The organism is Martelella mangrovi (assembly GCF_040545495.1).
GTDB classification, from domain to species: domain Bacteria; phylum Pseudomonadota; class Alphaproteobacteria; order Rhizobiales; family Rhizobiaceae; genus Martelella; species Martelella mangrovi.
This window is the reverse complement of record NZ_JBEPLY010000002.1, coordinates 22,377-45,280: the sequence shown is the minus strand read 5'-3', so window position 1 is coordinate 45,280 and position 22,904 is coordinate 22,377. Positions and strand designations below refer to the sequence as shown.

General features: G+C 60.8%; 25 protein-coding genes. 11 read left to right on the top strand and 14 right to left on the bottom strand.

Going from position 1 to position 22,904, the window contains the following annotated elements; all coding sequences use genetic code 11:
- Positions 1 to 21 precede the first annotated feature (21 nt).
- Genes ABID12_RS02620 through ABID12_RS02605 form a run of 4 tightly spaced genes read right to left on the bottom strand, consistent with a single transcriptional unit; the run spans position 22 to position 3,683 of the window.
- Positions 22 to 1,167: an ABC transporter permease gene (locus tag ABID12_RS02620; RefSeq protein ID WP_354432994.1), complete on the bottom strand. Its 1,146-nt coding sequence runs from the start codon at positions 1,165 to 1,167 to the stop codon at positions 22 to 24.
- Positions 1,157 to 2,092, bottom strand: coding sequence for an ABC transporter ATP-binding protein (locus ABID12_RS02615; protein ID WP_354432993.1), 936 nt, complete (start codon positions 2,090 to 2,092; stop codon positions 1,157 to 1,159). Before ABID12_RS02615 ends, ABID12_RS02620 begins: the two co-directional genes overlap by 11 nt.
- Positions 2,092 to 3,054 carry an HlyD family secretion protein gene (locus ABID12_RS02610; protein WP_354432992.1) on the bottom strand — a complete coding sequence of 321 codons (963 nt, stop codon included), beginning with the start codon at positions 3,052 to 3,054 and terminating at the stop codon, positions 2,092 to 2,094. The genes ABID12_RS02615 and ABID12_RS02610 overlap by 1 nt, the downstream gene beginning before the upstream one ends.
- Positions 3,051 to 3,683: a TetR/AcrR family transcriptional regulator gene (locus ABID12_RS02605; RefSeq protein WP_354432991.1), complete on the bottom strand. Its 633-nt coding sequence runs from the start codon at positions 3,681 to 3,683 to the stop codon at positions 3,051 to 3,053. Before ABID12_RS02605 ends, ABID12_RS02610 begins: the two co-directional genes overlap by 4 nt.
- Before the next feature lie 455 nt (positions 3,684 to 4,138).
- Between ABID12_RS02605 and ABID12_RS02600 the strand changes: the two genes are divergently transcribed.
- From ABID12_RS02600 to ABID12_RS02590, 3 genes are all read left to right on the top strand, one after another.
- On the top strand, positions 4,139 to 5,245 hold the full coding sequence (locus ABID12_RS02600; protein ID WP_106301755.1) for a TRAP transporter substrate-binding protein: 1,107 nt from the start codon (positions 4,139 to 4,141) through the stop codon (positions 5,243 to 5,245).
- A gap of 166 nt (positions 5,246 to 5,411) precedes the next feature.
- The gene (locus tag ABID12_RS02595; protein WP_354432990.1) at positions 5,412 to 6,632 is read left to right on the top strand and encodes an NAD(P)/FAD-dependent oxidoreductase; all 1,221 of its coding nucleotides are present in this window, start codon (positions 5,412 to 5,414) and stop codon (positions 6,630 to 6,632) included.
- Positions 6,633 to 6,800: 168 nt separating this feature from the next.
- Complete coding sequence (locus ABID12_RS02590) at positions 6,801 to 7,790, top strand: LacI family DNA-binding transcriptional regulator (protein WP_181190643.1); 990 nt, start codon at positions 6,801 to 6,803, stop codon at positions 7,788 to 7,790.
- Between the two features lie 23 nt (positions 7,791 to 7,813).
- On the opposite strand, the gene ABID12_RS02585 is transcribed toward ABID12_RS02590, so the two are convergent.
- The 4 genes from ABID12_RS02585 to ABID12_RS02570 all read right to left on the bottom strand — a co-directional run bounded on the left by ABID12_RS02585 (position 7,814) and on the right by ABID12_RS02570 (position 11,779).
- Positions 7,814 to 8,527: a phosphoadenylyl-sulfate reductase gene (locus ABID12_RS02585; protein WP_354433285.1), complete on the bottom strand. Its 714-nt coding sequence runs from the start codon at positions 8,525 to 8,527 to the stop codon at positions 7,814 to 7,816.
- Between the two features lie 145 nt (positions 8,528 to 8,672).
- Positions 8,673 to 10,085, bottom strand: coding sequence for a chloride channel protein (locus ABID12_RS02580; RefSeq protein WP_354432989.1), 1,413 nt, complete (start codon positions 10,083 to 10,085; stop codon positions 8,673 to 8,675).
- A 141-nt stretch (positions 10,086 to 10,226) separates the two neighbouring features.
- Positions 10,227 to 11,138 (bottom strand): SDR family oxidoreductase, encoded by a 912-nt coding sequence (locus ABID12_RS02575; RefSeq protein ID WP_354432988.1) that lies wholly within the window; start codon positions 11,136 to 11,138, stop codon positions 10,227 to 10,229.
- Positions 11,138 to 11,779 (bottom strand): glutathione S-transferase family protein, encoded by a 642-nt coding sequence (locus ABID12_RS02570; RefSeq protein WP_354432987.1) that lies wholly within the window; start codon positions 11,777 to 11,779, stop codon positions 11,138 to 11,140. The genes ABID12_RS02575 and ABID12_RS02570 overlap by 1 nt, the downstream gene beginning before the upstream one ends.
- 175 nt (positions 11,780 to 11,954) lie before the next feature.
- On the opposite strand from ABID12_RS02570, the gene focA reads away from it, so the two are divergent.
- The 4 genes from focA to ABID12_RS02550 all read left to right on the top strand — a co-directional run bounded on the left by focA (position 11,955) and on the right by ABID12_RS02550 (position 15,621).
- Entirely contained in the window at positions 11,955 to 12,818 is an 864-nt protein-coding gene (gene focA, locus ABID12_RS02565; protein ID WP_354432986.1) for a formate transporter FocA, read from the top strand.
- Positions 12,819 to 12,924: 106 nt separating this feature from the next.
- Entirely contained in the window at positions 12,925 to 13,488 is a 564-nt protein-coding gene (locus ABID12_RS02560; RefSeq protein WP_354432985.1) for an HdeD family acid-resistance protein, read from the top strand.
- Positions 13,489 to 13,593: 105 nt separating this feature from the next.
- On the top strand, positions 13,594 to 14,595 hold the full coding sequence (locus tag ABID12_RS02555) for an NAD(P)H-quinone oxidoreductase (RefSeq protein ID WP_354432984.1): 1,002 nt from the start codon (positions 13,594 to 13,596) through the stop codon (positions 14,593 to 14,595).
- Between the two features lie 27 nt (positions 14,596 to 14,622).
- A complete protein-coding gene (locus tag ABID12_RS02550) occupies positions 14,623 to 15,621 on the top strand; it encodes an asparaginase (protein ID WP_354432983.1) in 999 nt (332 codons plus the stop codon).
- On the opposite strand, the gene ABID12_RS02545 is transcribed toward ABID12_RS02550, so the two are convergent.
- A complete protein-coding gene (locus ABID12_RS02545) occupies positions 15,613 to 16,080 on the bottom strand; it encodes a MarR family winged helix-turn-helix transcriptional regulator (RefSeq protein WP_354432982.1) in 468 nt (155 codons plus the stop codon). The genes ABID12_RS02550 and ABID12_RS02545 overlap by 9 nt on opposite strands.
- A gap of 177 nt (positions 16,081 to 16,257) precedes the next feature.
- On the opposite strand from ABID12_RS02545, the gene ABID12_RS02540 reads away from it, so the two are divergent.
- From ABID12_RS02540 to ABID12_RS02525, 4 genes are all read left to right on the top strand, one after another.
- On the top strand, positions 16,258 to 16,683 hold the full coding sequence (locus ABID12_RS02540; protein WP_354433284.1) for an organic hydroperoxide resistance protein: 426 nt from the start codon (positions 16,258 to 16,260) through the stop codon (positions 16,681 to 16,683).
- 246 nt (positions 16,684 to 16,929) lie between these two features.
- Entirely contained in the window at positions 16,930 to 17,805 is an 876-nt protein-coding gene (locus ABID12_RS02535; protein WP_354432981.1) for a branched-chain amino acid aminotransferase, read from the top strand.
- Between the two features lie 189 nt (positions 17,806 to 17,994).
- On the top strand, positions 17,995 to 18,411 hold the full coding sequence (locus ABID12_RS02530; RefSeq protein ID WP_354432980.1) for a MerR family transcriptional regulator: 417 nt from the start codon (positions 17,995 to 17,997) through the stop codon (positions 18,409 to 18,411).
- A gap of 198 nt (positions 18,412 to 18,609) precedes the next feature.
- Positions 18,610 to 19,101: a GNAT family N-acetyltransferase gene (locus ABID12_RS02525; protein ID WP_354432979.1), complete on the top strand. Its 492-nt coding sequence runs from the start codon at positions 18,610 to 18,612 to the stop codon at positions 19,099 to 19,101.
- 13 nt (positions 19,102 to 19,114) lie between these two features.
- Here ABID12_RS02525 and ABID12_RS02520 read toward each other — a convergent pair whose 3' ends face one another.
- The 5 genes from ABID12_RS02520 to thiM all read right to left on the bottom strand — a co-directional run bounded on the left by ABID12_RS02520 (position 19,115) and on the right by thiM (position 22,876).
- Positions 19,115 to 19,978: a cytochrome c gene (locus ABID12_RS02520; protein WP_435528162.1), complete on the bottom strand. Its 864-nt coding sequence runs from the start codon at positions 19,976 to 19,978 to the stop codon at positions 19,115 to 19,117.
- Positions 19,979 to 20,082: 104 nt separating this feature from the next.
- Positions 20,083 to 20,526, bottom strand: coding sequence for a c-type cytochrome (locus ABID12_RS02515; RefSeq protein ID WP_354432977.1), 444 nt, complete (start codon positions 20,524 to 20,526; stop codon positions 20,083 to 20,085).
- Positions 20,527 to 20,649: 123 nt separating this feature from the next.
- Positions 20,650 to 21,450: a bifunctional hydroxymethylpyrimidine kinase/phosphomethylpyrimidine kinase gene (thiD, locus tag ABID12_RS02510; RefSeq protein WP_354432976.1), complete on the bottom strand. Its 801-nt coding sequence runs from the start codon at positions 21,448 to 21,450 to the stop codon at positions 20,650 to 20,652.
- Entirely contained in the window at positions 21,447 to 22,085 is a 639-nt protein-coding gene (gene thiE, locus ABID12_RS02505) for a thiamine phosphate synthase (RefSeq protein WP_354432975.1), read from the bottom strand. Before thiE ends, thiD begins: the two co-directional genes overlap by 4 nt.
- On the bottom strand, positions 22,082 to 22,876 hold the full coding sequence (gene thiM / locus ABID12_RS02500) for a hydroxyethylthiazole kinase (protein ID WP_354432974.1): 795 nt from the start codon (positions 22,874 to 22,876) through the stop codon (positions 22,082 to 22,084). Before thiM ends, thiE begins: the two co-directional genes overlap by 4 nt.
- Between the last annotated feature and the right edge of the window lie 28 nt (positions 22,877 to 22,904).

Below are 22,904 nucleotides of genomic sequence, written 5' to 3'. Positions count from 1 at the left end.
GCTGTTTCGGTTAGCGCATTGTCAGTCCAGCGTCTTGTTGAAGCGGGAGACGGCGATGGCGATGGCGACGAGGGCGATGGCCGCCAGCATGGCGCTGTCGAAGCCGAGGGCGGTGATATCGGCACCTTTCAGCATGATGGCGCGTACGATTCTGAGGTAGTGGGTCAGCGGCAGGATTTCGCCGATATACTGCGCCCATCGCGGCATGCCGTCGAAGGGGAACATGAAGCCGGAAAGCAGAATGCTCGGCAGAAAGAACATCATCGACATCTGCACGGCCTGAAGCTGGTTCTTCGCCACCGTGGAGAAGGTATAGCCGATCGACAGATTGGTGACGACGAAAAGCAGGGTCAAAAGCGCCAGCGACCATGGATCGCCGAGGATCGGCACGTCGAAGATGAACAGGCCCGACGTGATGATCAGGGCGGCCTGAAACGCGCCGACGAAAACATAGGGCATGATCTTGCCCATCATGATCTCGATCGGGCGGATCGGCATGGCCAGCAGGTTTTCCATGGTGCCGCGCTCGATTTCGCGGGTCACCGCAAGCGCCGTGAAGATCAGCAGCGTCATCGTCAGGATCGTGCCGAGAAGGCCGGGTACGATGTTGAGCGTTGATTTGCCGGCGGGGTTGTAGTGGCGATGCTGGATGATGTTGAAGGCCGGCTCCTGGGGGGCGGAGATAGTGATGCCGTGCAGGCCGGCAAGCGCGGAGGAGACGACACCCGAAAGCGCGCCGAGCGCAGACGACGAGGCGACCGGGTCGGTGGCATCGGCCGCGACCAGAAGGGACGGGGAGAGGCCGCGCCTGAGGTCGCGTTCGAAATCGGGCGGGATTTCCACGACGAACAGCACGTCGCCTGATTCCAGCGCCCGGTCCATTTCCGCGTCGCTGGTGACGATCCCGGTGATATTGAAAAAGTCGGTGTTTTCGAGCGATGCCAGAATGGCCCGCGAGGCATCGGTGCTTTCCGACAGCATGACGGCGGTCGGCAGATGATGCGGCGTGGTGTTGATGGCAAAGCCGAACAGCAGCAATTGCATGATCGGCAGCATGATCATCATGCCCATGGTCAGCCGGTCACGGGTCATCTGGATGAATTCCTTGACCGTCATCGCCCAGAAACGCCTGAGTGCGGCAAAGCGGCTTGTTCTTTCAGTCGTCATCGAAATTATCCTTCGATGAATTCATCATGTAGATAAAGGCATCCTCCAGCGTCGCCTCCGTCGGCCGGCACTGGGTGTCCGGGCGGTCGCGATAGGGCTGAACCGCACGTTCCAGCGCCGCCCTGTCATGGCCGCAGACATGGAGCGAAGAGCCGAAGGGGGCCACCAGATCGACGCCGTCGGCCTGTTCGAGTTCGGTCTGCAGATCGTGAACATGGGCACCGGTGATCAGGTAGCTTTCAAGGCCCGAGGCGGCGACCACGTCCTTGACCGTGCCGGTCACCATCAGCTTGCCATAGGCCATGTAGGCGATCTCGTGGCAGCGTTCGGCCTCGTCCATATAGTGGGTGGAGACCAAAACGGAGAGCCCGTCAGCGGCCAGGGCATGGATTTCGGCCCAGAATTCGCGTCGCGCCTTGGGGTCGACGCCGGCCGTCGGCTCATCGAGCAGCAGCAGGTCGGGATCGGGCAGCGTGCAGGCGCCGAGCGCGAGCCGCTGTTTCCAGCCGCCGGAGAGATTGCCAGCAAGCTGTTTTTCCCGCCCGCCGAGGCCAAGCCGTTCGATGGCGTCGGAGACTTTCTGGCGCGGGTTTTTCAGGCCATGGATACGCGCCACAAAATCGAGGTTTTCGCGGATGGTGAGGTCCTGATAGAGCGAGAAACGCTGGGTCATGTAGCCGACATGGCGTCGCAACCGTTCGCCGTCGCGGGTGATGTCGTAGCCAAGGCAGGTGCCGGAGCCGCTGTCGGGCGTCAGCAGGCCGCACAGCATGCGGATGGTTGTGGTCTTGCCCGAACCGTTCGGCCCGAGAAAACCGTGGATCGTGCCCTTGCGGACATTCATGGTCAGGTGATCGACCACGGTGCGCCCGCCAAAACTTTTGGTCAGCCCCTCGACCGATATGACATTTTCCGGCGTATCCATCAGCGCGGCTCGCTCTCAACGTTGACCGGAAGACCCACGGGCAGGGCGGCGGGGTCTGTCGGCCGGGCCTCGGCGCGGTAAACCATCTTGGCGCGTTCCTCGCGCGAGAAGATTTCCGGCGGGGTGTATTCGGTATCCTTTGCGATGAAGAAGACGGTGGCTTCCTGCCGGTCGCAGCCATCGCAGGTGAAACCGATACGGTCGCCAACCTTCAGTGAGGCGCGTTCGCGCTCGGGCACGAAGAAGTCGATCTTGATGTTTCCCGGCGGCAGGAGTGCGAGAACCGGGCGTCCGGCAGGCACCACCTCGCCGGTGCGGTAATAGATGTCTTCCACGCGCCCGGCTTCGGGTGCCGAAACAGTCTTGAGCGCCAGCGTGGCCTCGGCGGACGCAAGGTCGGATTGCGCTGCAGCGACGCCCTGTTCCGCCTGATCTATCTGCTGGTCGCGCTGCGGCAGTTTGCCGAGGGCGATCTGCGCGTCGATCTTGTCGAGCGCGGCCTTTGCCTGTTCATAGGTGCTGACGGCATTGTCCAGATTGGCCTTTGTGCCGCTTTGCTGCTGAAACAGCGAGCGCGCGCGTGTCAATGACTTGTCGGCATATTCGAGCGCGGCCTTGGCTTCCTCGCGTGAGGCCTGCAACGCTTCCAGCTGTTCGCGCCGGTCCTGCGGTGCTTTCGCAAGGGCGAGTGCGGCTCTCGCCTTTTGCAGATTGGCCTTCGCTGTCTCCACGGCGGCCTTTTCGGCATCGGCTTCCAGCGAAAACAGCACCTGGCCCTGCGCGGCGGTGTCGCCCTCGGCCACCGTCAGCGTCGTCAGCCGCGCGGTATTGGCGGCGCCGATATAAAGTGTGTCCGCTTCGACCCAGCCAAGCCAGCCGTGATCCTCGGACGGGCGAAAGAGGGAATAGCCGACCGCCGCTGCAGCAGCGAGGATAACGACAGCGAGGAGAAGGCGCTTCATCGGATGTCTCCATCGGCAGGTTTGAACAGGGTGTCCAGGTAGAAATCGAATGCGGCATCGATATCGAGATCGCCATACCGGGTGAAATTCGCTTCCCAGATCACCGACAGCAGTGCCGGCGCGAAGATCACCTGCGGCGCTTTCAGCACGTGCGCAGAGCGCAGTTCGCCCTGCCTTTCGGCCTTTTCCAGAACCCGGGTGATCAGGGCCAGTCCGGGCGTTATGATATTTTCGTGGTAGAATTCGGCGATGTCGGGGAAATTCCGCATTTCCATCACCATCAGTTGTACCAGATTGCGCTTTTCGGTGGCCAGGATTTCCGTTTTCAGAAGATGAAAAAAGACCGCCAGCGTTTCTCGCGGGGGCATATCACTTTCTTCAAGCGCTGAATGGGCGGCCATCAGAAGCGGGCGCAGCGCATCGCTGATCAGGTATTTGAACAGGCTCTCCTTGTCCGGAAAGTAGAGATAGACCGTGCCCTTGCCGATCCCCGCGCGCCGGGCGATGTCCTCGATCCGGGCATTGGCGAAGCCCTTGTCGGAAAACGTGGCCAGCGCGGCTTCCAGAATGGCAATTCGGCGGGCTTCGGGGGCAATGGATCTGCGCTTTGACGGCGGTTGTGCGGGCACGTATGAGCCTTTCGAATTATGACTGACCGGTCAGTCATAACAGATGACGTACCGATGGGCAAATTATCTTTGATGTTGGGGAGGGGCTGGCGGGACTGTCACCGCCAGTACGAAATGCGCGCAATCGGTTGCCGCCGGATTGAGACAGGATAAGCCGTCAGGCCGGAAAAAAATGCGGCTTTTTCGTTGATCGGACGCGGGATCTGCAACGGTGAAACACCGCCCGCTCCGTCCGTCACATTGTTTTCGTGGTCTGTGCCTTTGCGCACGCGCCCGACCGTCTTTCCGGGTATGAAATACCAGCTTCTGCAATGCAGCGGCGGGGCGGGCTTTCAGGCTTGCAAGCCATTGTGAAAACGTATAGTACCCATCGGTACGGATCGCCCGGACCTCCGGAAATACACCCCGTTTGCCCGTTCCGGGCCGGTTCTATATCAAAGAAGCAGGAAACACCCATGGATCGCCGCACATTCTTCAAAAAGGCAGGCGTTGCTTCGGCCGGCGCCCTTGCTCCGGCTGCACTCGCCGCGCCCGCCATCGCGCAGGAAACCCCCAAGCTCACCTGGCGCCTTTCGTCCGCCTTTCCGCAGTCTCTCGATATTCTCTATTCCGCCTCGACCGGGATCGCTGACCGCGTCCGCGAGGCGACCGACGGCAATTTCGACATCCAGGTCTATGCCGGTGGCGAACTGGTTCCGCCGCTGCAGGTGCTGGACGCCGTGCGCGACGGCACGATCGAAATGTGCCACACGCCGTCCTACTATTATATCGGCCAGGACATGACCTACGGTCTGGGAACGGCCGTGCCATTCGGCATGAATGCGCGTCTGAAGAATGCGTGGCTCTATCAGGGCGGCGGCAATGATTTGTTTGACGAATTCTTCGCTGAAAAGGGCGTCTGGGGCCGTCCGGCCGGCAATACCGGTGCGCAGATGGGCGGCTGGTTTGCCAAGGAAATCAACTCGCTGGAAGACCTCAAGGGCCTGAAGATGCGCATTGCCGGCCTTGCCGGACAGGTCATGGCCAAGCTTGGCGTGACCCCGCAGCAGATCGCTGCCGGTGACGTTTATTCCGCCCTGGAACGCGGCACGATCGATGCCACGGAGTTTGTCGGTCCCTATGACGATTTGAGCCTCGGCCTCGTCAAGGTCGCCAAGTATTATTACTATCCGGCCTGGTGGGAAGGCGGCCCGACCATCCATGCCTTCTCCAATCTCGACAAGTTCAACGAACTCCCGGCCGGCTACCAGCAGATTCTGACGGATGCCTGCGATGCCGTGAACCTCGACATACTGGCCCGTTATGACGCCGGCAACCCGAAGGCGCTGCGTCAGCTGGTGGCCGACGGGGCTGAGCTGAAGCCGTTTAACCAGGAAATCCTCGACGCCTGCTACAAGGTGTCGCAGGAGACCTTCGCCGAAATCTCTGCCGAAAATGCCTGGTTCAAGCGCATCTATGACAGCCAGCAGGAGTTCAAGAAAGACGCCTATCTGTGGATGCAGCTTGCCGAATTCTCGTTCGACAAGTTCATGATGGTCCAGCAGCGCAAGGGTAATCTCTAAGACGCCTGACGGTTTGATGTGAAATGCTTGCGGCCCGGAGAGTACTGCTCCGGGCCGTTTTGCTGTGATCTTCGCCGCCGCAATGGTCCGGCGTGATTGACGGATGGGCATTGGCGACGTAAGCCATTGACCTGTATCGAAAAAGAAAACCAAAAGAGGACGTTCCGTGTCGGACCGGATTGTCATTGTCGGAGGCGGGCAGGGCGGCTTTGCCGTTGCTGCCAAACTGAGGGCACTCAAGGTTGAACGACCGATCACTCTGATCGGGGCGGAAACGGTTCCGCCCTATCAGCGTCCGCCGCTTTCGAAAAAATACCTGCTCGGCGAAATGGCATTTGATCGTCTGCTGTTTCGTTCCGAAAGCTGGTATGCCGACAATGACGTCGATCTGAGGATGGAACGCTATGTCGAGCGGATCAATCGCGAGACGAGAGATGTCTTGATGCAGGACGGCCAGACGGTGTCCTATGGCGCGCTTGTGCTGGCGACCGGTGCAACGCCGCGACGCCTGCCCGGGCACATCGGCGGCGATCTGGACGGCATTTTCGTCATGCGTGACAAGCAGGATGCCGACCGGCTTGCCGGTGCGATGAAGCCCGGCAGCAGGCTGCTGGTGGTCGGCGGTGGTTATATCGGTCTGGAAGCGGCATCCGTGGCCCGGAAATTCGATGTCGATGTGACGGTCATCGAAATGGCCGACCGGATCCTGAAGCGTGTTGCGGCTGCCGAAACGGCCGAAATCATGCGCGCCATCCACCTGTCCCACGGTGTCGATATTCGCGAAAATACCGGGCTGATCCATTTCGAGGGCGAGGACGGCCATGTGCGTCGCGCCGTTCTGTCCGATGGCGATATTATCGACGTCGATATGGTGGTTGTCGGGATCGGCGTAACGCCGAACGACCAATTGGCCAAGGATGCCGGTCTTGCCGTTGCCAACGGGATTGTCGTCGATGCCTACGGGCGCACGTCCGATCCGGATATTTTCGCTGTCGGCGATTGTGTCGAGCAGCCCTATCGGGGCGAGCGCATCCGTTTTGAATCGGTCTCCAATGCCGTGGATCAGGGCGAGGCCATTGCAGCGATACTGGCAGGTTCGGACAAACCATATGTCGCGCAACCGTGGTTCTGGTCGGATCAGTATGACGTCAAGCTGCAGATTGCCGGATATAATGGCGGTTATGACCGGGTCGTGACGCGCGATGGCGCCCGGGAGGGCAGCAAGTCTGTCTGGTACTTCAAGGGCGACGAGATGCTTGCCGTCGACGCCGTCAACGATGCGCGGGCTTATGTTTGCGCCAAGAAGATGCTGGGCGCGGGCATTCATCCGAAACCGGCCGTGATTGCGGACCCGCAGACGGATCTGAAGGCGTTGACCACCTCGTAAACGGGATGCGCTTGCGAAGAATTGACAAATGGCATTTTGCCTTGATCTGGAAAGTCGGGCATTGTGGCTAAACTGAAATCTGTGTGGCACAAGAGACGCCGGAAGGCGAAGTAGGGGATTGAATAATTGTCTTTTCGGCTGAGGGGCGGTTCCAGAACACGGACGACGTTGAGCGATGTTGCACGGCTGGCGGGTGTCAGCCCGATTACGGTTTCGCGTGCCCTGCGCGAGCCGCACAAGGTCTCTGACAAGCTGCGCGAGACGATCCTGGAAGTAGTGGAAGAGATCGGCTATGTGCCGAACTTCGCAGCGCGTGCGCTGGCCAGCCGCCACAGCGGCATCGTCGCCGTGCTGGCGCCGATCATGGACATGAACGGTTTCTTTCACGCCGCACGCGGCATCGAGGACCGCTTTCTGACCAGCGATGTCAGCACCCAGTTTGCCAATATCGGCCTGGATGCGGCAGAGGAAGCCAAGCTGCTGCGGCTTTTCGTGGCCCAGAACCCGGCCGGCATCATTCTTGAAAGCGTTGCCGAATTCCCCGTCAACAAGCCGTTGATTGCCGAGCTCGGTTTCCCCGTCGTCCAGATGATGGATACCAGTATCGAACCGCTGGACATGGGCGTGGGCATCAGAAACCGGGCTGCGGCCACGGCGGCTGTCGAACACCTTCTGGCAAAGGGCTATGAACGGATCGCGCTTTTCGGCGGCGGCAAGGATATCCGCTCACGCCGCCGCTTCGAGGGTTATCGCGATGCGCTGTTGAAGGTTGGCCGCTATGATCCGGCTTATGTGTTCGAGGCGGAAAACGGCAATCCGATGGAACAGGGCAGCAAGCTGATCCAGAATTTGCGCAGGCGGATGCCTGAGGTGGATGCTGTTTTCTGCCATAATGACAGTCTGGCCATGGGGGTTTATTTCGGTGCCCAGCAGTTGGGTATCCGCATTCCCGAGGAATTTGGCATCTGCGGTTATAACGGTGTCGATCTGGCCGAAATGGAAGCGCCGCCGCTGACGTCGGTATATGTGCCGCTCTATGATATCGGCTTCAAGGCCGCCGATCTGATCATGCGCCATCTGGTGGCGGGCGAACGGCCGGATGCGGCCGTCGAACTGCCCTTCGATATTATCGAGGGCAATTCAACCCGCCGCTTCTGAGACAATTCTTTCCGGTGATACGTTCAGCGGGCAGCGCCTGCGACATGCAGGCCGCATTCGCGCTTTGCATCGTTTTCCCACCACCAGCGACCGGCGCGTTCCGGTTCCCCGGGCTTGACGGCGCGGGTGCAGGGTTCACAGCCGATTGAGGGGTAACCGCGGGCATGAAGCGGGTTGAGGGGCACATCGTGCTCTTCGGCGAAGGCGCGAACGTCTTCAATGCTCCAGTCGGCCAGGGGATTGATTTTGGTGAGATGGCGCGCGGGATCGTCTTCGGCAAACGGCGTTGAAGCACGATTGCCGGATTGACCGCGCCTCAGGCCGGTCACCCAGTAGGACATGCCGTCAAGCGCGCGCGCCAGCGGTTCCAGCTTGCGCACATGACAGCAGGCGTGGCGGGCTTCGACACTCTCGTAAAAACCGTTTTTACCGTATTCTACAATGTAGCCGGCAACGGCCTGCGCGTCCGGCGTATAACGCTCGATCGTGATGTTGAAACGCTGCTCGGTATCGTCGATGAGCTGGCTGGTTTCATCGAACAGCCGTCCCGTGTCGAGCGTGACGATCCTGATCGGTAGTCGGGCCATGGCAATCGCCGCGGTCAGCACCTGATCCTCGATACCGAGACTGGTTGTGAGCACGGCGGGCCTGCCGGTTTCGGCAATCAGCCGGAGCCGGTCGTCAAGATCCAGCCCGGCAAGTGTCTTCTCAAGGTCTATCGTCGTGGAAAGCGTCATCATCAAACTCGCTTCATGTCCGTTTGGTGCAGTATCACAGCACCGGCGATACGCCGCGAGGAACCGGCTTGCTGATTTATCGACAGGGCCTGCAAAAGCTTGGCGCAAAACTCCTGATTGCTAGAACGCGCTGCCCCGAAGGGCTCTAGATCGCACCCTTCTCGTTGTAGCGACGGGTTTCCTCGCGCATTTCCTCGGCGGAACTACGCTCGCCGGCGGCCGTCTCGCGGTTGCGGGCGCGCTGGAACTTGATGCTGTCGGCGATGAAGGCGCGCGACAGGCCGTGATAGAGCGGCTCACGCGAAATCATCCGCGAGGCGATATAGCCGAGCATGGAGGTCGCCATCAGGGTGATGATACCGTCGTGATTGTCCGTCATTTCCAGAATGATCACGAAAGCCGTCATCGGCGACTGCACGACGCCGGCAAAATAACCGGCCATGCCGAGGATCGCGCCAAGCCCGATACTGATGCCGAGCACGTGGGCAACCGTGGAGCCGAGTGTTGCGCCGACGGAAAGCGACGGCGCAAAAATACCGCCGGGAATACCCGAAGCCATCGACAGGAAGGTGGCCAACAGCTTGCCGAGAAAGAAGAAGGGATTGATCGATCCGCCCTCGATGACGGTTCTGGCCTGTTCGTATCCGGTGCCGAAGGTGGCGCCGCCGAAGACCAGACCGATGAGCGCAACGGCAAGGCCGCAGCCGCCGGCGACAATCGCCATCCGCTTGACCGGGGCAGGCTGCGCCCAGCGCTTGATGCGGCGGGCGGCTTTCAGCGAATAGAGCGAGAACAGGGCCCCCAGAAGTCCGCCGCCAATGCCGCAGACGAACACGGCCACCCATTCTTCGGGGCGCACGGCAATGGCCGAGGCCTGTCCGAAATAGGTGTAGTTGCCGGCCAGCCCGATGGCGGCAAGGCCGGAGAGGATGATGGCGGATACGACCAGCCCGTTGGCGCGCGACTCGTAGGCGCGACTCATTTCCTCAATGGCGAACACGATCCCGGCAAGCGGCGTGTTGAAAGCCGCGGAGATGCCGGCTGCGGAGCCTGCAACGATCAGCCCCTTGGTCTGGATCATCTTTCCCCAGCGCGCAGTCTGGATCATGATCGAGGCGCCAACCTGCACGGTCGGGCCCTCACGGCCGATCGAGGCGCCGCAGAACAGCCCGATGATGGTCATCAGGATCTTGCCGGCAGCCACCTTCAGATTGAGCAGGCGATGCTGGCTTTCGGTGTTGTGCAGATGCCGGGCGGCGATGGCCTGCGGAATGCCGGAACCTTGCGAGTTGGGAAACAGCCGCGTGCTCATATAGGAGCACAGCATGAAACCCAGCGGTGTCAGCACAAGCGGCAGATAGGGAGAATAGGCGGTCGTGTGCCGCAGGCCCTCAAACAGTTCGTAGGCATAATCGGCGGCACGTGCGAAAAACACACTGATCACCCCGATCATGAGAGCGCCCACCCAGAACACCAGCCTTGGCTGCCATATTCGCCATGATCCCCACATCACCCGTGTGCGGCGGACCATTTTGACGTTCTTGTAGTAGGGGCGCATAGCTCGGCTTTCGCGGCAAACTCTTTGGTGTTTAAAAATATCCCGGTCCGGGGTCCGGCATCAAATTACAGGAAGCGGGGCGGTTGCCTCCTTATCCTCTTGCCTTTCACCGATTTCAAGGCCGATTGACGCAAATTCCGTTTATCGCTCCGCTTTCGTTTGCTGTGATGCAAGCGTGCCGAAATGGCTCTCGAGCCGGGCTGTGCCGAAACAGGGGGCGATCATGTCCTCGCGCGCGGCGGCCAGAAAAAATTCGAAAGGTCCCCAGGTGCCGGGACCGGCAAATTTTTTCAGAATAAACAGCGCGGCATCGGCAATAAAAAAGGGAAGGTGCAGAAACCGCGGCTTTCTGCCAAGGGCCGTAAAGGCCAGTGTGCCGATGTCGTTGAAGCTGAGGATGTCCGGGCCGCCGACATCGACGAAGGCCGTTCCGTTTTCCACCGCATCGACCGAAACGGCAGCCAGATCGGTACCGTCGATCGGGTTGACGCGCTGGCGGCCATTGCCGAACAGGTAGACACGTCCGCGCGCGGCCATGTTGAAGATGTCGCCCATATCCGAGAAATAGCCGGTCGGGGCAATGACGGTCGAGGGCAGGGGGCTTTGTTCAAGCCGTGTGACAAAATCCTGCTTGGCGCGGGCAAGCGCGCTTTTGGGCGCCATTTGAGCGCCGTTGAAGACATGCACATAGGCAAAGCGGGAAACGCCCGCCGGTTCAGCTTCTTCAAGCAGGTTGCAATTGGCGCCGTAATCGACATCGCGGTAGGTGAGGCCATCCTTCTGCCGGGTAATGCCGAGGGCCGATATCACGATATCGACATCGTTCATGATGCCCGAAAGACTTGCAGGCGCTGTCGCTTCCGCCTCGATAAGCTCGTCTGCTTCCGGCAGCATATCCCTTGCACGCGCTCGGTCGCGGACCAGGGCAACCACCTTGTAGCCTGACTTATGGAAGGCCGTGACCAGATGTCGTCCGAGATATCCCGTCGCGCCGGCAACGAGGACGGTTTGGCCAGTTTTGCCGGCAGCAGCGTTTTCAAAAGTGTCCGTCATCAGGCACGCAACTCCGCATAGGATACCATGACATGGGTGCGGTAGGCGTCCCGCTCGGTCATTGCCGCATAATAGGCCTCAACGGCAGGTCGGGACGGGCGAGCGGTATCCACCGTATAATAGCGGTAGAGCACGTGGGCGAACATGATATCGGCCAGCGTGAAATCATTGCCTGCGAGGAAGGCATGCTTTTCAAGCTCGGCCTCGGCCATTCCCAAAAGCCGGTCGAAAGCGACAACCGCGCGATCGATGGCCGCCGGATCGCGGTCCTTTTCGGGCGTGCGCACCAGCTGCCAGAAAATCGGCGTGGTAAAGGCGGTAGCGGCGGTGGACTTGGCCCATTCCGCCCATTTGTCGACATGGGCGCGGGCCGCGGGATCGGCCGGCCAGAAGGCGTCGCTGCCATAGCGGGCGGCAAGATAGCGGCAGATGGCAGCCGATTCAAACAGCGCTTCTCCGTCCTCGCCATCCTTCAGCACGGGGATCAGGCCGTTCGGATTCATGGCCAGGAATTCGGGCGTGTCCGTGCCGCCGAATTTGTGACCGATATCGTAACGCTCGAATTCGAGGCCCAGTTCGCCGACGGTCCACATGACGGCCTGAACATTGGATGACGTCGCGCGGCCCCATATTTTCAGCATTTTACGATCCTTCCCGTATGATTCGCCTGTAACCCGCATTATGCAGCTTCGCATGCGTCCGGGTAGCTGGCTGTGATGCGCGCGCCGAACTGATCAAGATCAACGCGCGGGCGGCGGGGGCTGCTAGGTATCAGCCACACGCCTCCCAAGCGTCTACCGACGGAGATTTCTGAGCATGCAGCATTTCAATTTCGATGCATTCCCGCCCCATGTCATGGCCGAAAAGGCCGAAACCGCAGGTATTGCAAAGGTCAACAAGGATCCCGTCTCGCTTCTCGTTTCGGCGATGATGGCCGGCGCCTTCATCGGCATAGCGTTCATATTCTACACCGTCGTGACAACCGGCAATGGCGATGTCGGCTGGGGGGCGAACAAGTTCATCGGCGGCCTGGCCTTCAGCCTCGGCCTGATTCTGGTCGTGCTCACCGGGGCCGATCTTTTCACCAGCACCGTTTTGACCATTGTCGGCAAGGCGACGGGCCAGATCACCTGGGGCGCGCTCGCGCGCAACTGGGCAACGGTCTTTATCGGTAATTTCATCGGTGCGATGACGCTTGTGATGATCATGCAGGCCGCGCGTCATTATGAGGGCGACAGCGGCCTTCTGGGCATCAATTACATGCATATCGCCCAGCACAAGCTGCACCACACCTTCCTGCAGGCCGTTGCGCTTGGCATCATGTGCAATGTGCTGGTCTGCCTTGGCGTATGGATGACCTATGCCGGTCGTTCGGCGGCCGACAAGATCCTGGCGATCACCCTGCCGGTTGCCATGTTCGTGGCCTCCGGCTTCGAGCATGTTGTCGCCAACATGTTCCAGATTCCGATGGCGATCCTGACCAGGACGCTCGCCGGGCCGGAATTCTGGGAAGCCTCGGGCGCGAACATTGCCGATTTCGCCGATCTCACCTGGCGCAATTTCATTGTCGCCAACATGATTCCCGTGACCATCGGCAATATCATCGGCGGCGGATTGTTCGTCGGGATCGCTTACTGGGTCATCTATCTCAGGCCCGCGGTGCGCAATCAGGCGCATTGAAATCAGAAGCAGAAAATGCGGGCTGATGCGATGAACAGTTGCTTATATCGCCCTTCGTCACTATCGTCTGGACGATTTTTCAAGGTGATGAAGGGGATATTTCACCATGACGACTATAGGAGAGCCGAATCCGAACATTGACAAGGTCAGGGGGAACTGGGGCTGGGTCATGGCCTTTGGTCTGCTGCTTGTCCTGTTCAGCCTGATTCTGCTTGGCAATCTTGTGGTGGCAACCGTGGCGTCGGTGGTGTTCTTCGGCGCAATGCTGATTGTTGCCGGTGTCGTTCACCTGTCGCAGCTTTTCTACAATCACGGCAAGGGGCATGTGGCCTTCTGGGTGATTTCCGGGCTGCTCTATGTCCTTGCCGGCATCATGCTGATGCGCAATCCCGTGCTGGCCTCCAGCCTGTTTACCATCATCGTCGGTGTCTCGCTGGCCGTTGCCGGTGGCTTCCGTCTTTACCTCGGCATGACCATGCGTCCGGTCAAGGGCTGGGGCTTCATGATTTTCTCCGGCCTGGTGCTCATTCTGGCAGCCGTGCTGATCGCCTCGAACTTTCCGCAGAACAGCCTCTGGCTGCTGGGCCTGTTCGTCGCCGCCGACTTCCTGGTTTACGGCGTTTCACTGGTGATCTTTGCGCTGGCGCTGAAGCCGCGCAGCAACGGCTAAATATACAAGAACGGCCCGGGACCGGCTGACGTCTTCCGATATCGCCGGCGCCGGGTCTTTGCGATCTGCCCATGCAGGTGTCACGGACACCGAAGGAAGAGGTTCATGTCTTCAGACGGTTCGATGCGGTACATCACGATCAGCGGTTTCGGTGGGCCGGAGGTCATGTCGGTCGCCACGGGACCGCGTCCGACGCCGGGGCCGAACGAAGTGCTGATCCGCGTTTCAGCGGCCGGTGTGAACCGGCCGGACGTGGCCCAGCGGCAGGGCACCTATCCGCCGCCGCCCGGTGCCAGCGCGGTGCTGGGGCTGGAAGTTGCCGGGACAATCGCCGCTATGGGCGATCAGGTCAGCGGTTTTGAAATCGGCGCGCGGGTCTGTGCGCTGGTCAATGGCGGCGGCTATGCGGAATATTGCACGGTGCCGGCGGGACAGGTGCTGCCCGTTCCCGACGGTCTGGACGATGTTGCCGCTGCCGCAATCCCCGAAACCTTGTTTACGGTGTGGGCCAATCTTTTCCAGATGGCCGGTCTTCACGAGGGGCAGGATGTTCTCGTGCATGGCGGGTCGAGCGGGATCGGCACCACGGCGATACAGCTTGCCAATGCTTTCGGCGCCCGGGTTTTCACAACCGCCGGCACCGATGCGAAATGCGATGCCTGCCTGAAACTCGGCGCAGCGGTTGCCATCAACTACCACCAGCAGGATTTCGTCGAAGCGGTCAAAACGGCGACCGATGGCCGGGGCGTCGACATCATCCTCGATATGGTGGGGGCGGCCTATTTTCAGCGCAATCTTTCAGCGCTGGCCAGAGATGGGTGCCTGTCGATCATCGCGTTCTTGAGCGGGCCGAAGGCCGAGGCCGTCAACCTGACACCGATCATGGTCAAGCGCCTGACGGTGACTGGATCGACCATGCGGCCGCGCACCGAAGATGAAAAACGCGCCATTCGCGACGACCTTCTGGACAAGGTCTGGCCGTTGATCGCAGAAGGACGCGTCAAGCCGCTGATCGATCGCGTCTTTGCCTTCGAGGATGCTGCCGATGCGCACCGGCACATGGAAGCGGGCGATCACATCGGCAAGATCGTTCTGGCATATGACTGACATGACAACGCCGGGAGGCTTCGCTTCATGGTAAACCCTGTTCTGGTGGATGTAACCCGCGGAGCGCTCACCGAAAGCCGCCATCGCGGCATGATCGCGGTCACCGATGCGGCAGGCGGCGTGGTTTATGCTGCAGGCGATATCGACGCGGCGGTTTTTCCCCGTTCGGCCTGCAAGGCAATTCAGGCGCTTCCGCTTGTCGAAAGCGGTGCGGCGGACACCTACGGTTTCGGGCAACGCGAGATCGCGCTGGCCGCCTCGTCGCATTCCGGCGAGGATGCCCATATCGCCCTTGCTGCCGAAATGCTTGAGCGGGCAAGGCGCGGCGTTGCCGATCTGGAATGCGGCGCGCACTGGTCGTCTCAGCAGCCGGTGCTCATCCATCAGGCCCGGACGCGCCAGATGCCTGATGCGCTGTGCAACAATTGTTCGGGAAAGCATGCGGGCTTCGTCTGCGCCTGCTGTCATCAGGGGATCGATCCGAAGGGATATACCGGCTACGACCATCCGCTGCAGGCGCAGATACGCGAGGCGATGGAAGACGTCACCGGCGCGATTGTCGGGGCCGATGTCTGCGGCACCGACGGCTGCAATATTCCCACCTATGCGGTGCCGCTGAAGGCACTGGCGCGGGGCTTTGCCCGCATGGCAACCGGAGAGGGGCTTTCGCCGGAACGCGCGCGGGCGGCCCGGCGCATCCTCGATGCCGCCATGGCCGAGCCCTGGTATGTGGCCGGCACGGGACGAGCCTGCACCGCGCTGATGTCACTCGCCCCCGGACGGATTTATGCCAAGACCGGCGCCGAGGGCGTGTTTTGTGCCGCACTTCCGGAGCAGGGGCTCGGCATTGCGCTGAAATGCGAAGACGGCACCACGCGCGCTGCCGAGGCCATGGTGGCTGCCGTTTTTGCCAGACTTCTCTCCGATGATGTCGAACTGGCCGGCCGCCTTTCGGAAAGGGCCGATGTCAGGCTGAGGAACTGGAACGGCACCGAAGTCGGCCGTGTGCGCGCCGTTTTACCCTGACTGTTCGCCTTCAGCCGCCAGCAGGTTCTGGCGCAGCGTGTTCAGCCGTGCGTGCAGGTCGCGGGCCTCTTCTGCCGTGCAGCCGGTCTTTGCGGCAATCGAGCGGGCGATCGTCTCGGCGTCGCTTTTGATCTCCCGGCCCCTCGGCGTCAGTGTGATTTCGACGCGCCGCTCGTCGTCCTGCGCTCGCCGTCTGGCGATATAGCCTGTTGTTTCCAGCCGCTTGAGGAGGGGAGACAGCGTGCCGGAATCCAGACCGAGCCGCGTGCCGATCGCATTCACTGAAAGCGTGCGGTGTTCCCACAGGGCCATCATCACCAGATACTGCGGATAGGTCAGACCCAGCTGCGACAACAGCGGCTTGTAGGCGCGCGCAAAGGCATGCTCGGTTGCATAGACGGCAAAGCAGAGCTGGTTGTCGATGCGGGGCAGGAATGTCAGGTCGTCATCATCGGTCATGCTCGAAATGTAATGCCGATAATAAAATTTGCAAAATAATATTGTAAGCAATTAAATCGTGCACTATGTAAAATATACCCGACGCGATATGGAACGCAAACCGGTTCTGCTGCGTCGTTAAGGAAACGGGAATTTTCTCGAAAAGGCGATCTGTCGCCGCAAAGGAGTAATGCCATGATCAAGACGCTTTACACCACCAAAGCCACATCCACCGGCGGCCGCGAAGGCAGCGCCCGCACCGAAGACGGTGCATTCGAAGTCAACCTGGCCCTGCCGAAGGAAATGGGTGGCGCCGGCGGCGAAGGCGCCAATCCGGAACAGCTTTTTGCGGCCGGTTACGCCGCCTGCTTCAACTCCGCCCTCCACAATGTCGCGGGCAAGAAGAAGGTCGAACTGCCGGAAAACACCACGGTAACGGCAAGCGTCGGCGTCGGCCCGCGTGACGATGGCGAGGGCTTCGGCATCGAAGCTGAGCTGACCGTTTCTCTGCCCGGTCTCGACCGCGAAACGGCCGATAGCCTGGTCAAGCAGGCCCATATCGTCTGCCCCTACAGCCATGCCCTGCGCGTGAACTATGAAGTCCCGGTATCGCTTGCCGACTGAGGACGGTTTTTCCGAGACCCCAAAGCCGGCGGATATCCCGCCGGCTTTTTTGTTCTGCGGCAATGCCGCCATCGAAAATGCCATGCGCAAACTTTCTGCTTGACCTTGGTGCGAGCGACGTCTTGATTGTCGGCATTGAATTCCCGCCGCCTTCTTCCCGCGCACGCTGACATTCCGGCCCGTTTTCCCAGTGACCGATCGTACAGGCGCTTTTCGAAGAGCATGCGGCGTTGCAAGGAGAATGAAATGGCAGTCGATACTTCCCCGTCTTCGGAAACCTGGACCCATGTCGATGGTGAGTGGCTTCCCGGCAATCCGCCGTTGATCGGCCCGACCTCGCACGCGATGTGGCTTGCCTCGACCGTGTTCGACGGCGCGCGCTTTTTTGAAGGCATGGCGCCGGATCTCGACGAGCACTGCAAACGCATCAACCGTTCGGCGCACGCGCTCGGGCTTGAACCGACACATACGTCAGAGGAAATCGAGGCGCTGGTCTGGGAAGGGCTGAAGCGCTTCAAGGGGGCGGAAGCCGTCTATATCAAGCCGATGTACTGGGCCGAACACGGGCTTGCCGGTCTCGTGCCGGCCGACCCTGCGTCGACGCGGTTCGCGCTTTGCCTGTTCGAAACGCCGATGCGTTCGACCCAACCGGTCACGCTGACGCTGTCGCCCTTCCGCCGCCCCTCGCCGGAGGTCGCGATGACCCACGCCAAAGCCGGCAGCCTTTACCCGAACTCCGGCCGGATGATGCTGGAGGCGCGCAGCCGCGGGTTTGACAATGCCCTTGCCTGCGACATCAACGGCAATGTCGCCGAAACCGCTTCGGCCAATATCTTTCTGGTCAAGGACGGAATTCCGATGACGCCGGCCGACAATGGCTGCTTCCTGGCCGGCATCACCCGCCGCCGCATCCTCAAACTGTTCCGCGAAAACGGCATTCCCGCCGAAGAGCGTACGCTGACGGTCAAGGAATTCATGGAGGCCGACGAGTTGTTCCTGACCGGAAATTACAACAAGGTCGTGCCGGTCACCAAGCTCGATGAGCGCGATTATGCGCTTGGCCCGATGGCGAAAAAGGCGATGTCGCTTTACATGGACTGGGCCCGGGCCACCTGCAAATAAGACCGGCTGATCAGGTCGTGAATGAAGAAGCCCGGACACGCTGTTCCGGGCTTTTTATTGGGGTTGGCGCTTGCGTTCCGCGTGGCGGTCGCAGCACGCATTCATTATCCGTTACCTGTTGTTTTTGCTCACGGACAGCACCATAATTCCTCAAGCGACTATTATAGGTTCAAGAGGTTTTTTGAGGCGATGTTTTCCATTGGCGAGCTTTCCCGGCGCACTGGCGTCAAGGTGCCGACGATCCGTTATTACGAGCAGAACGGGTTGATTGCACCGGCCGAGCGATCAGAGGGCAATCAGCGCCGCTACGGCTCCGATGATGAAAGCCGGCTGACCTTCATTCGCCATGCACGCGATCTCGGCATCAGGGTCGATGCCATTCGCGAACTGCTGGAATTGTCGTCCCACCCCGAAAAGCCCTGTGACCGCGCAGATGCCATTGCCCGCGACCATCTGGCCCAGGTGTGCGGGAAGATCGCACAACTGAAGCGGCTGGAGGCCGAGCTTGCACGCATCACCAGCCATTGCGAGGGCCACGCGGTCGGCGAATGCTATGTGATCCGCTCCCTTGCCGATCATGGTCTTTGCAGCCGCGAGCATGTGTGACTTTTTCAATTGACAAATCCGGCGTTTCGGCGCATCTGAAATTCATGATCAAGATCGTGACCCATTCTCGCGCGTATTTTTGGCTGTTCCAATAGGAGCGGCCGTGATTGATCATGTTCATCACCGGCCGCCTGGGGCGGCAAGGTGTTGAAAACATAACGTCCCGGACGGCACTGCAAGGAAAGCCAAGGGACGACAATGACTGAAGATCAAGATGAAATTTCGCTGGAACGACCCGCTCTGATGACCATCAGAAAAGCGGTCGAGGCCGATATTCCCCAAATTCTCGAAATGATCGGCCTTCTGGCCGCATTTCACGACGATGTGCTGGAAACCAGCGCCGACAGCCTGAAGCGCGACCTTTTCGGCCCCGCGCCGTGGGTAACCGCGCTTGTGGCCGACAGCGGCTCCACGCTTCTGGGCTACGCGCTCATGACCCCGCTCTACCGGGCCCAGCAGGGCAAGCGCGGCATGGACCTGCATCACCTGTTCGTGCGTGACGGTCATCGCAATCATGGCGTCGGTCAGCACCTGATTGCCCGCGCACGTGATTTTGCAAAGGCGGCCGGTTGCGCCTACATGTCGGTCAGCGCCGCCACGGGCAACACCAGGGCGCACCAGTTTTATCAGCAGATGGAGTTTGTTGCCCGACCGGTGACGGGCATGCGCTATCTGCAGACGCTGGCCTGAGCGGGCCGGTTCTTCAGTTTGCCGGAATGGCTTTCAGATACGCGCCGATCGCTTCCAGATCGGCGCGTGACAGATGCGAAATATTCTTCTGCACCTCCACCATCGAACCGCCGACCGTGTCGTAATCGGGCGTAAAGCCGGTTTCGAGATAGTCGGCGATTTCGCTTGCCGTCCAGTCGCCGATATCGCCGGAGCCTGGTGTGATATCGGGCACAATGCCGTCGCCGCCCTCCGGATTGGGCCCGCCTTCCAGCCAGTGGTCATATTTCAGTCCGCCGAACAGGTTGCGCGGTGTGTGGCACTCCCCGCAATGGGCAGGGCCTTCGACGAGATACTGCCCGCGCAGCACATCCGGTGCGGCGTTCTCCAGCTGTGCCGGTGATTCACTGTCAAAATAGAGCAGCTTCCAGAAGGAAACCGACAGCCGGATATTGAAGGGAAAGGTGATGTCGTGCGGTTTGCTCGGTGCACTGCTTTCGGGCAGCGTCATGAGGAAAGCGTGAAGGTCCCTGATGTCCTGATTGTTCATGCGGACATAGGATGTGTAGGGCAGGGACGGATAGAGGTTTTCACCGTGCCGGCCAATGCCTTTCTTCATCGCGTTGGCGAATTCGTAGAAGCTCCAGTCGCCAATCCCGTGTTCCTTGTCGGGGGAGATGTTGGGCGCATGGAACGTGCCGTAATGGCTGTCGAGCCCCAGGCCGCCGGCCAGAACCAGCCTGTCGTCACCCGTGGCGCCCGGTGCGGCATGGCAGCCGGCACATCCGCTTGCCCAGAACACCTTCTCGCCGTTCTGGACATTGGCCCCGGCAATGTTGCGAAGGTCGTCCGGATCAAGCTTCGGCGGCGTCAACGCAACCACAAACGCTGCCCCCATGAACAGGGCGGCAACGATCAGAACCCCGATGGTAATGCGCTTCACGCTCTGGCTCCCTCACAAACCGCCCGCCACCGGTGAAATCGGCCAGGCGGCGGCGTTCGTCAGTTCTTGACGCGATAGATTTCGTGACAGGCGCCGCAGTTTGCGCCGAGCGTCCGCATCGCCTGGCCGACGGCGGCCTGATCGGCAGGCAGATCGGCCAGCAGTGCGTTTGCATCGCTTGCAAGTTTTTCAGAGCGGGCGGTGAAGTCGTCCATGTTTTCCCAGATCGCCGGACTTGCCTCGCTATCGTTTCCGGTTTTCGAATCTTCGGGGAAATGCGTCGGGAAGTCGGTCGCATGCGTTGCAATCGATGAAAGAGCGCCCTCGACGACGACCGGGTCATAAGCCTTCTGGCCCTTGGCGATGGCGCCCAACTGGCCCATGGCCTGTCCGATGGCTTTCATGTCGTCCTGGCGAAGCATTTGCGGAGCATCCTGTGCCATCACGGTGCCCGCGCCCAGACAGAGCGACAATGCGCCTGCAATCAAAAACTGCTTCTTCATTCGGTTCCTCCTTCTCTTCCTGCCGGCACTATACTGTGCTGCCGGCAGGAAACCAATGGGAAGAGGATATTGTTGGCGTTCAAATGGGTGTGGCTGAGTGTTAACCACCACTCTGTGTTGAAATCACGGCCAGAAGGCGTGGAAATGGTGGGTCGGGCCGTGGCCTGAGCCGACGGCAAGCGCGTCTGATGCGGCGATGGCGTCGGCCACATAGGTTTTGGCCTCTGTGGCCGCATCACTAAGCGAAAGCCCCTTGCCGATTTCGGCGGCGATCGCACTTGAGAGCGTGCAGCCCGTGCCATGGGTGTTTTCCGTTTCGATGCGCTTGCCTTCAAGCCATTGATGGCCCTCTGCGGTCACCAGCAGATCGGGGCAGTCTTCGCCGTCCAGATGTCCGCCTTTCAGCAGCACGGCCTGTGGCCCGAGACCGCGCAGCGCCTGGGCCTGGGCGATCATCGTGTCGCGATCGGTGGCGACGTCTTCGTCCAGCAGGGCTGCCGCTTCCGGCAGGTTCGGCGTCAGGAGCGCGGCGAGCGGCAGCAGATGCTCCTTCAATGCCTCGACCGCATCTTCCGGCAGGAGCCGGTGGCCGCCCTTGGCCACCATCACAGGGTCGAGCACCACCGGGACCTCGACATGGTGGCGCAGGCAGTCGGCGATGGTAACGGCGATATTGGCATTGGCGATCATGCCGATCTTGATCGCGCTGACGGAAACATCGTCGAAGATTGCGGTGATCTGTTCGGAGACGAAGGCTGAGGGCACCTCATGCACGCCGGTCACGCCACGGGTGTTTTGCGCCGTCAGCGCCGTCATGGCGGCCATGCCATAGGTGCCGCGCGCGGAAAAGGTCTTGAGGTCGGCCTGAATGCCGGCGCCGCCCGACGGGTCGGAACCGGCGATTGAAAGAATATTCGCAATCATGTCTTTGCCTTCCCGATGGCCGCTGAAAGGGCCACCGCTGCGTGATGGGGATCGGGTTGTCCGCAGATCGCCGAGACGACGGCGATGCCATCTGCACCGGCCTGAAATGTGGCCGGTATGTGCTCGGCTTTCAACCCGCCGATGGCCACGACCGGAAGATCGGACCGCCCTGCCACTTCGGCAAGCCCGTCAAATCCGAGCGGGGCGGCATGGCCGGGCTTTGTGCGGGTCGCGAAAACCGGGCCTGCGCCGATATAATCCAGCGGGGCCGGGTTGAAACGCCGTGCGGCCTCACGGCTGTCGATCGAAAGCCCGAGCAGCATGTTCGGCCCGATTTTTTCGCGCACGGCGATCGGGTCGTCGTCTGACTGACCGACATGGACACCGTCTGCGCCAAGCGCGATTGCTGCATCGACATCGTCATTGACGATCAGGCGGGCATCCGTGCCGGCCAGAACCTGCTGCAGCTTGCGTCCGGCTGCAATCCGTTCTGAGGTCGTGGCATCCTTCATCCGAAGCTGAACCATGGTTGCGCCGCCGCGCACGGCCTGCCGGGTTGTTTCTGTCATGCCGAGGGTGCTGCAAAGCACGGGATCGAGCACAAGATAAAGCGAAAGGTCGAAAACCGGTCTCATGGAAGGGTAATCCTTGCCTCGGCTTCAAGTTCCGCCGGCGTCAGCGATGCGAGCTGATCGAGAAAGTGGACAGCGAAAGTGCCGGGGCCCTCAGCGATGTCATGCGCATGGCTGCCGGCGACCGCATAGAAGGACAGGGCGGCCACGGTTGCAGAAAACGGGTCGTCCGGCCGGGCGCCCGCAAACGCGCCGACAAGGCAGGTCAGCGCGCAGCCAAGCGCCGTCACCTTCGGCATGATCGGGGAACCGCCGTGAATGCGTGCGCTGCGGGTGCCATCGGTGACAAAGTCGTTTTCGCCGGTGACGGCCACCACCATGGTGCGCTCGGAGGCCAGCCGGCGGGCGGTTTCCTCCGCCGCTTCCACGCTGTCACCGGCATCCACGCCCTTGCCGCCGCCTGTCGCGCCGGAAAAGGCCAGGATTTCCGAGGCGTTGCCGCGCAGGATCGTCGGTCCGCGCTCAAGCAGCTCGCGGGCGGCGTTTCTGCGAAAATCCGTTGCAAAATGGGCAACAGGATCAAAAACCCAGGGCGTGCCCTTGGCCGTAGCGCCGTCGATAGCGGCCTTCATGCCGCCGATCCACAGGGGTGACAGCGTGCCGATATTGACGGTGAGTGCGGAGGCCAGTCCGGCGAACTCGCCGGCTTCTTCCTCGCAATGCACCATGGCCGGGGAGGCGCCGGCTGAAAGCAGCACATTGGCGGCGACATTCATCGCCACGTAATTGGTGATGCACTGCACCAGCGGCGCCTTTTCGCGCATTTCTTTGAGAATGGTCGCGGTGTCTGTCATTCCGGTTTCCCTTTCAGTTGTGGCGGAA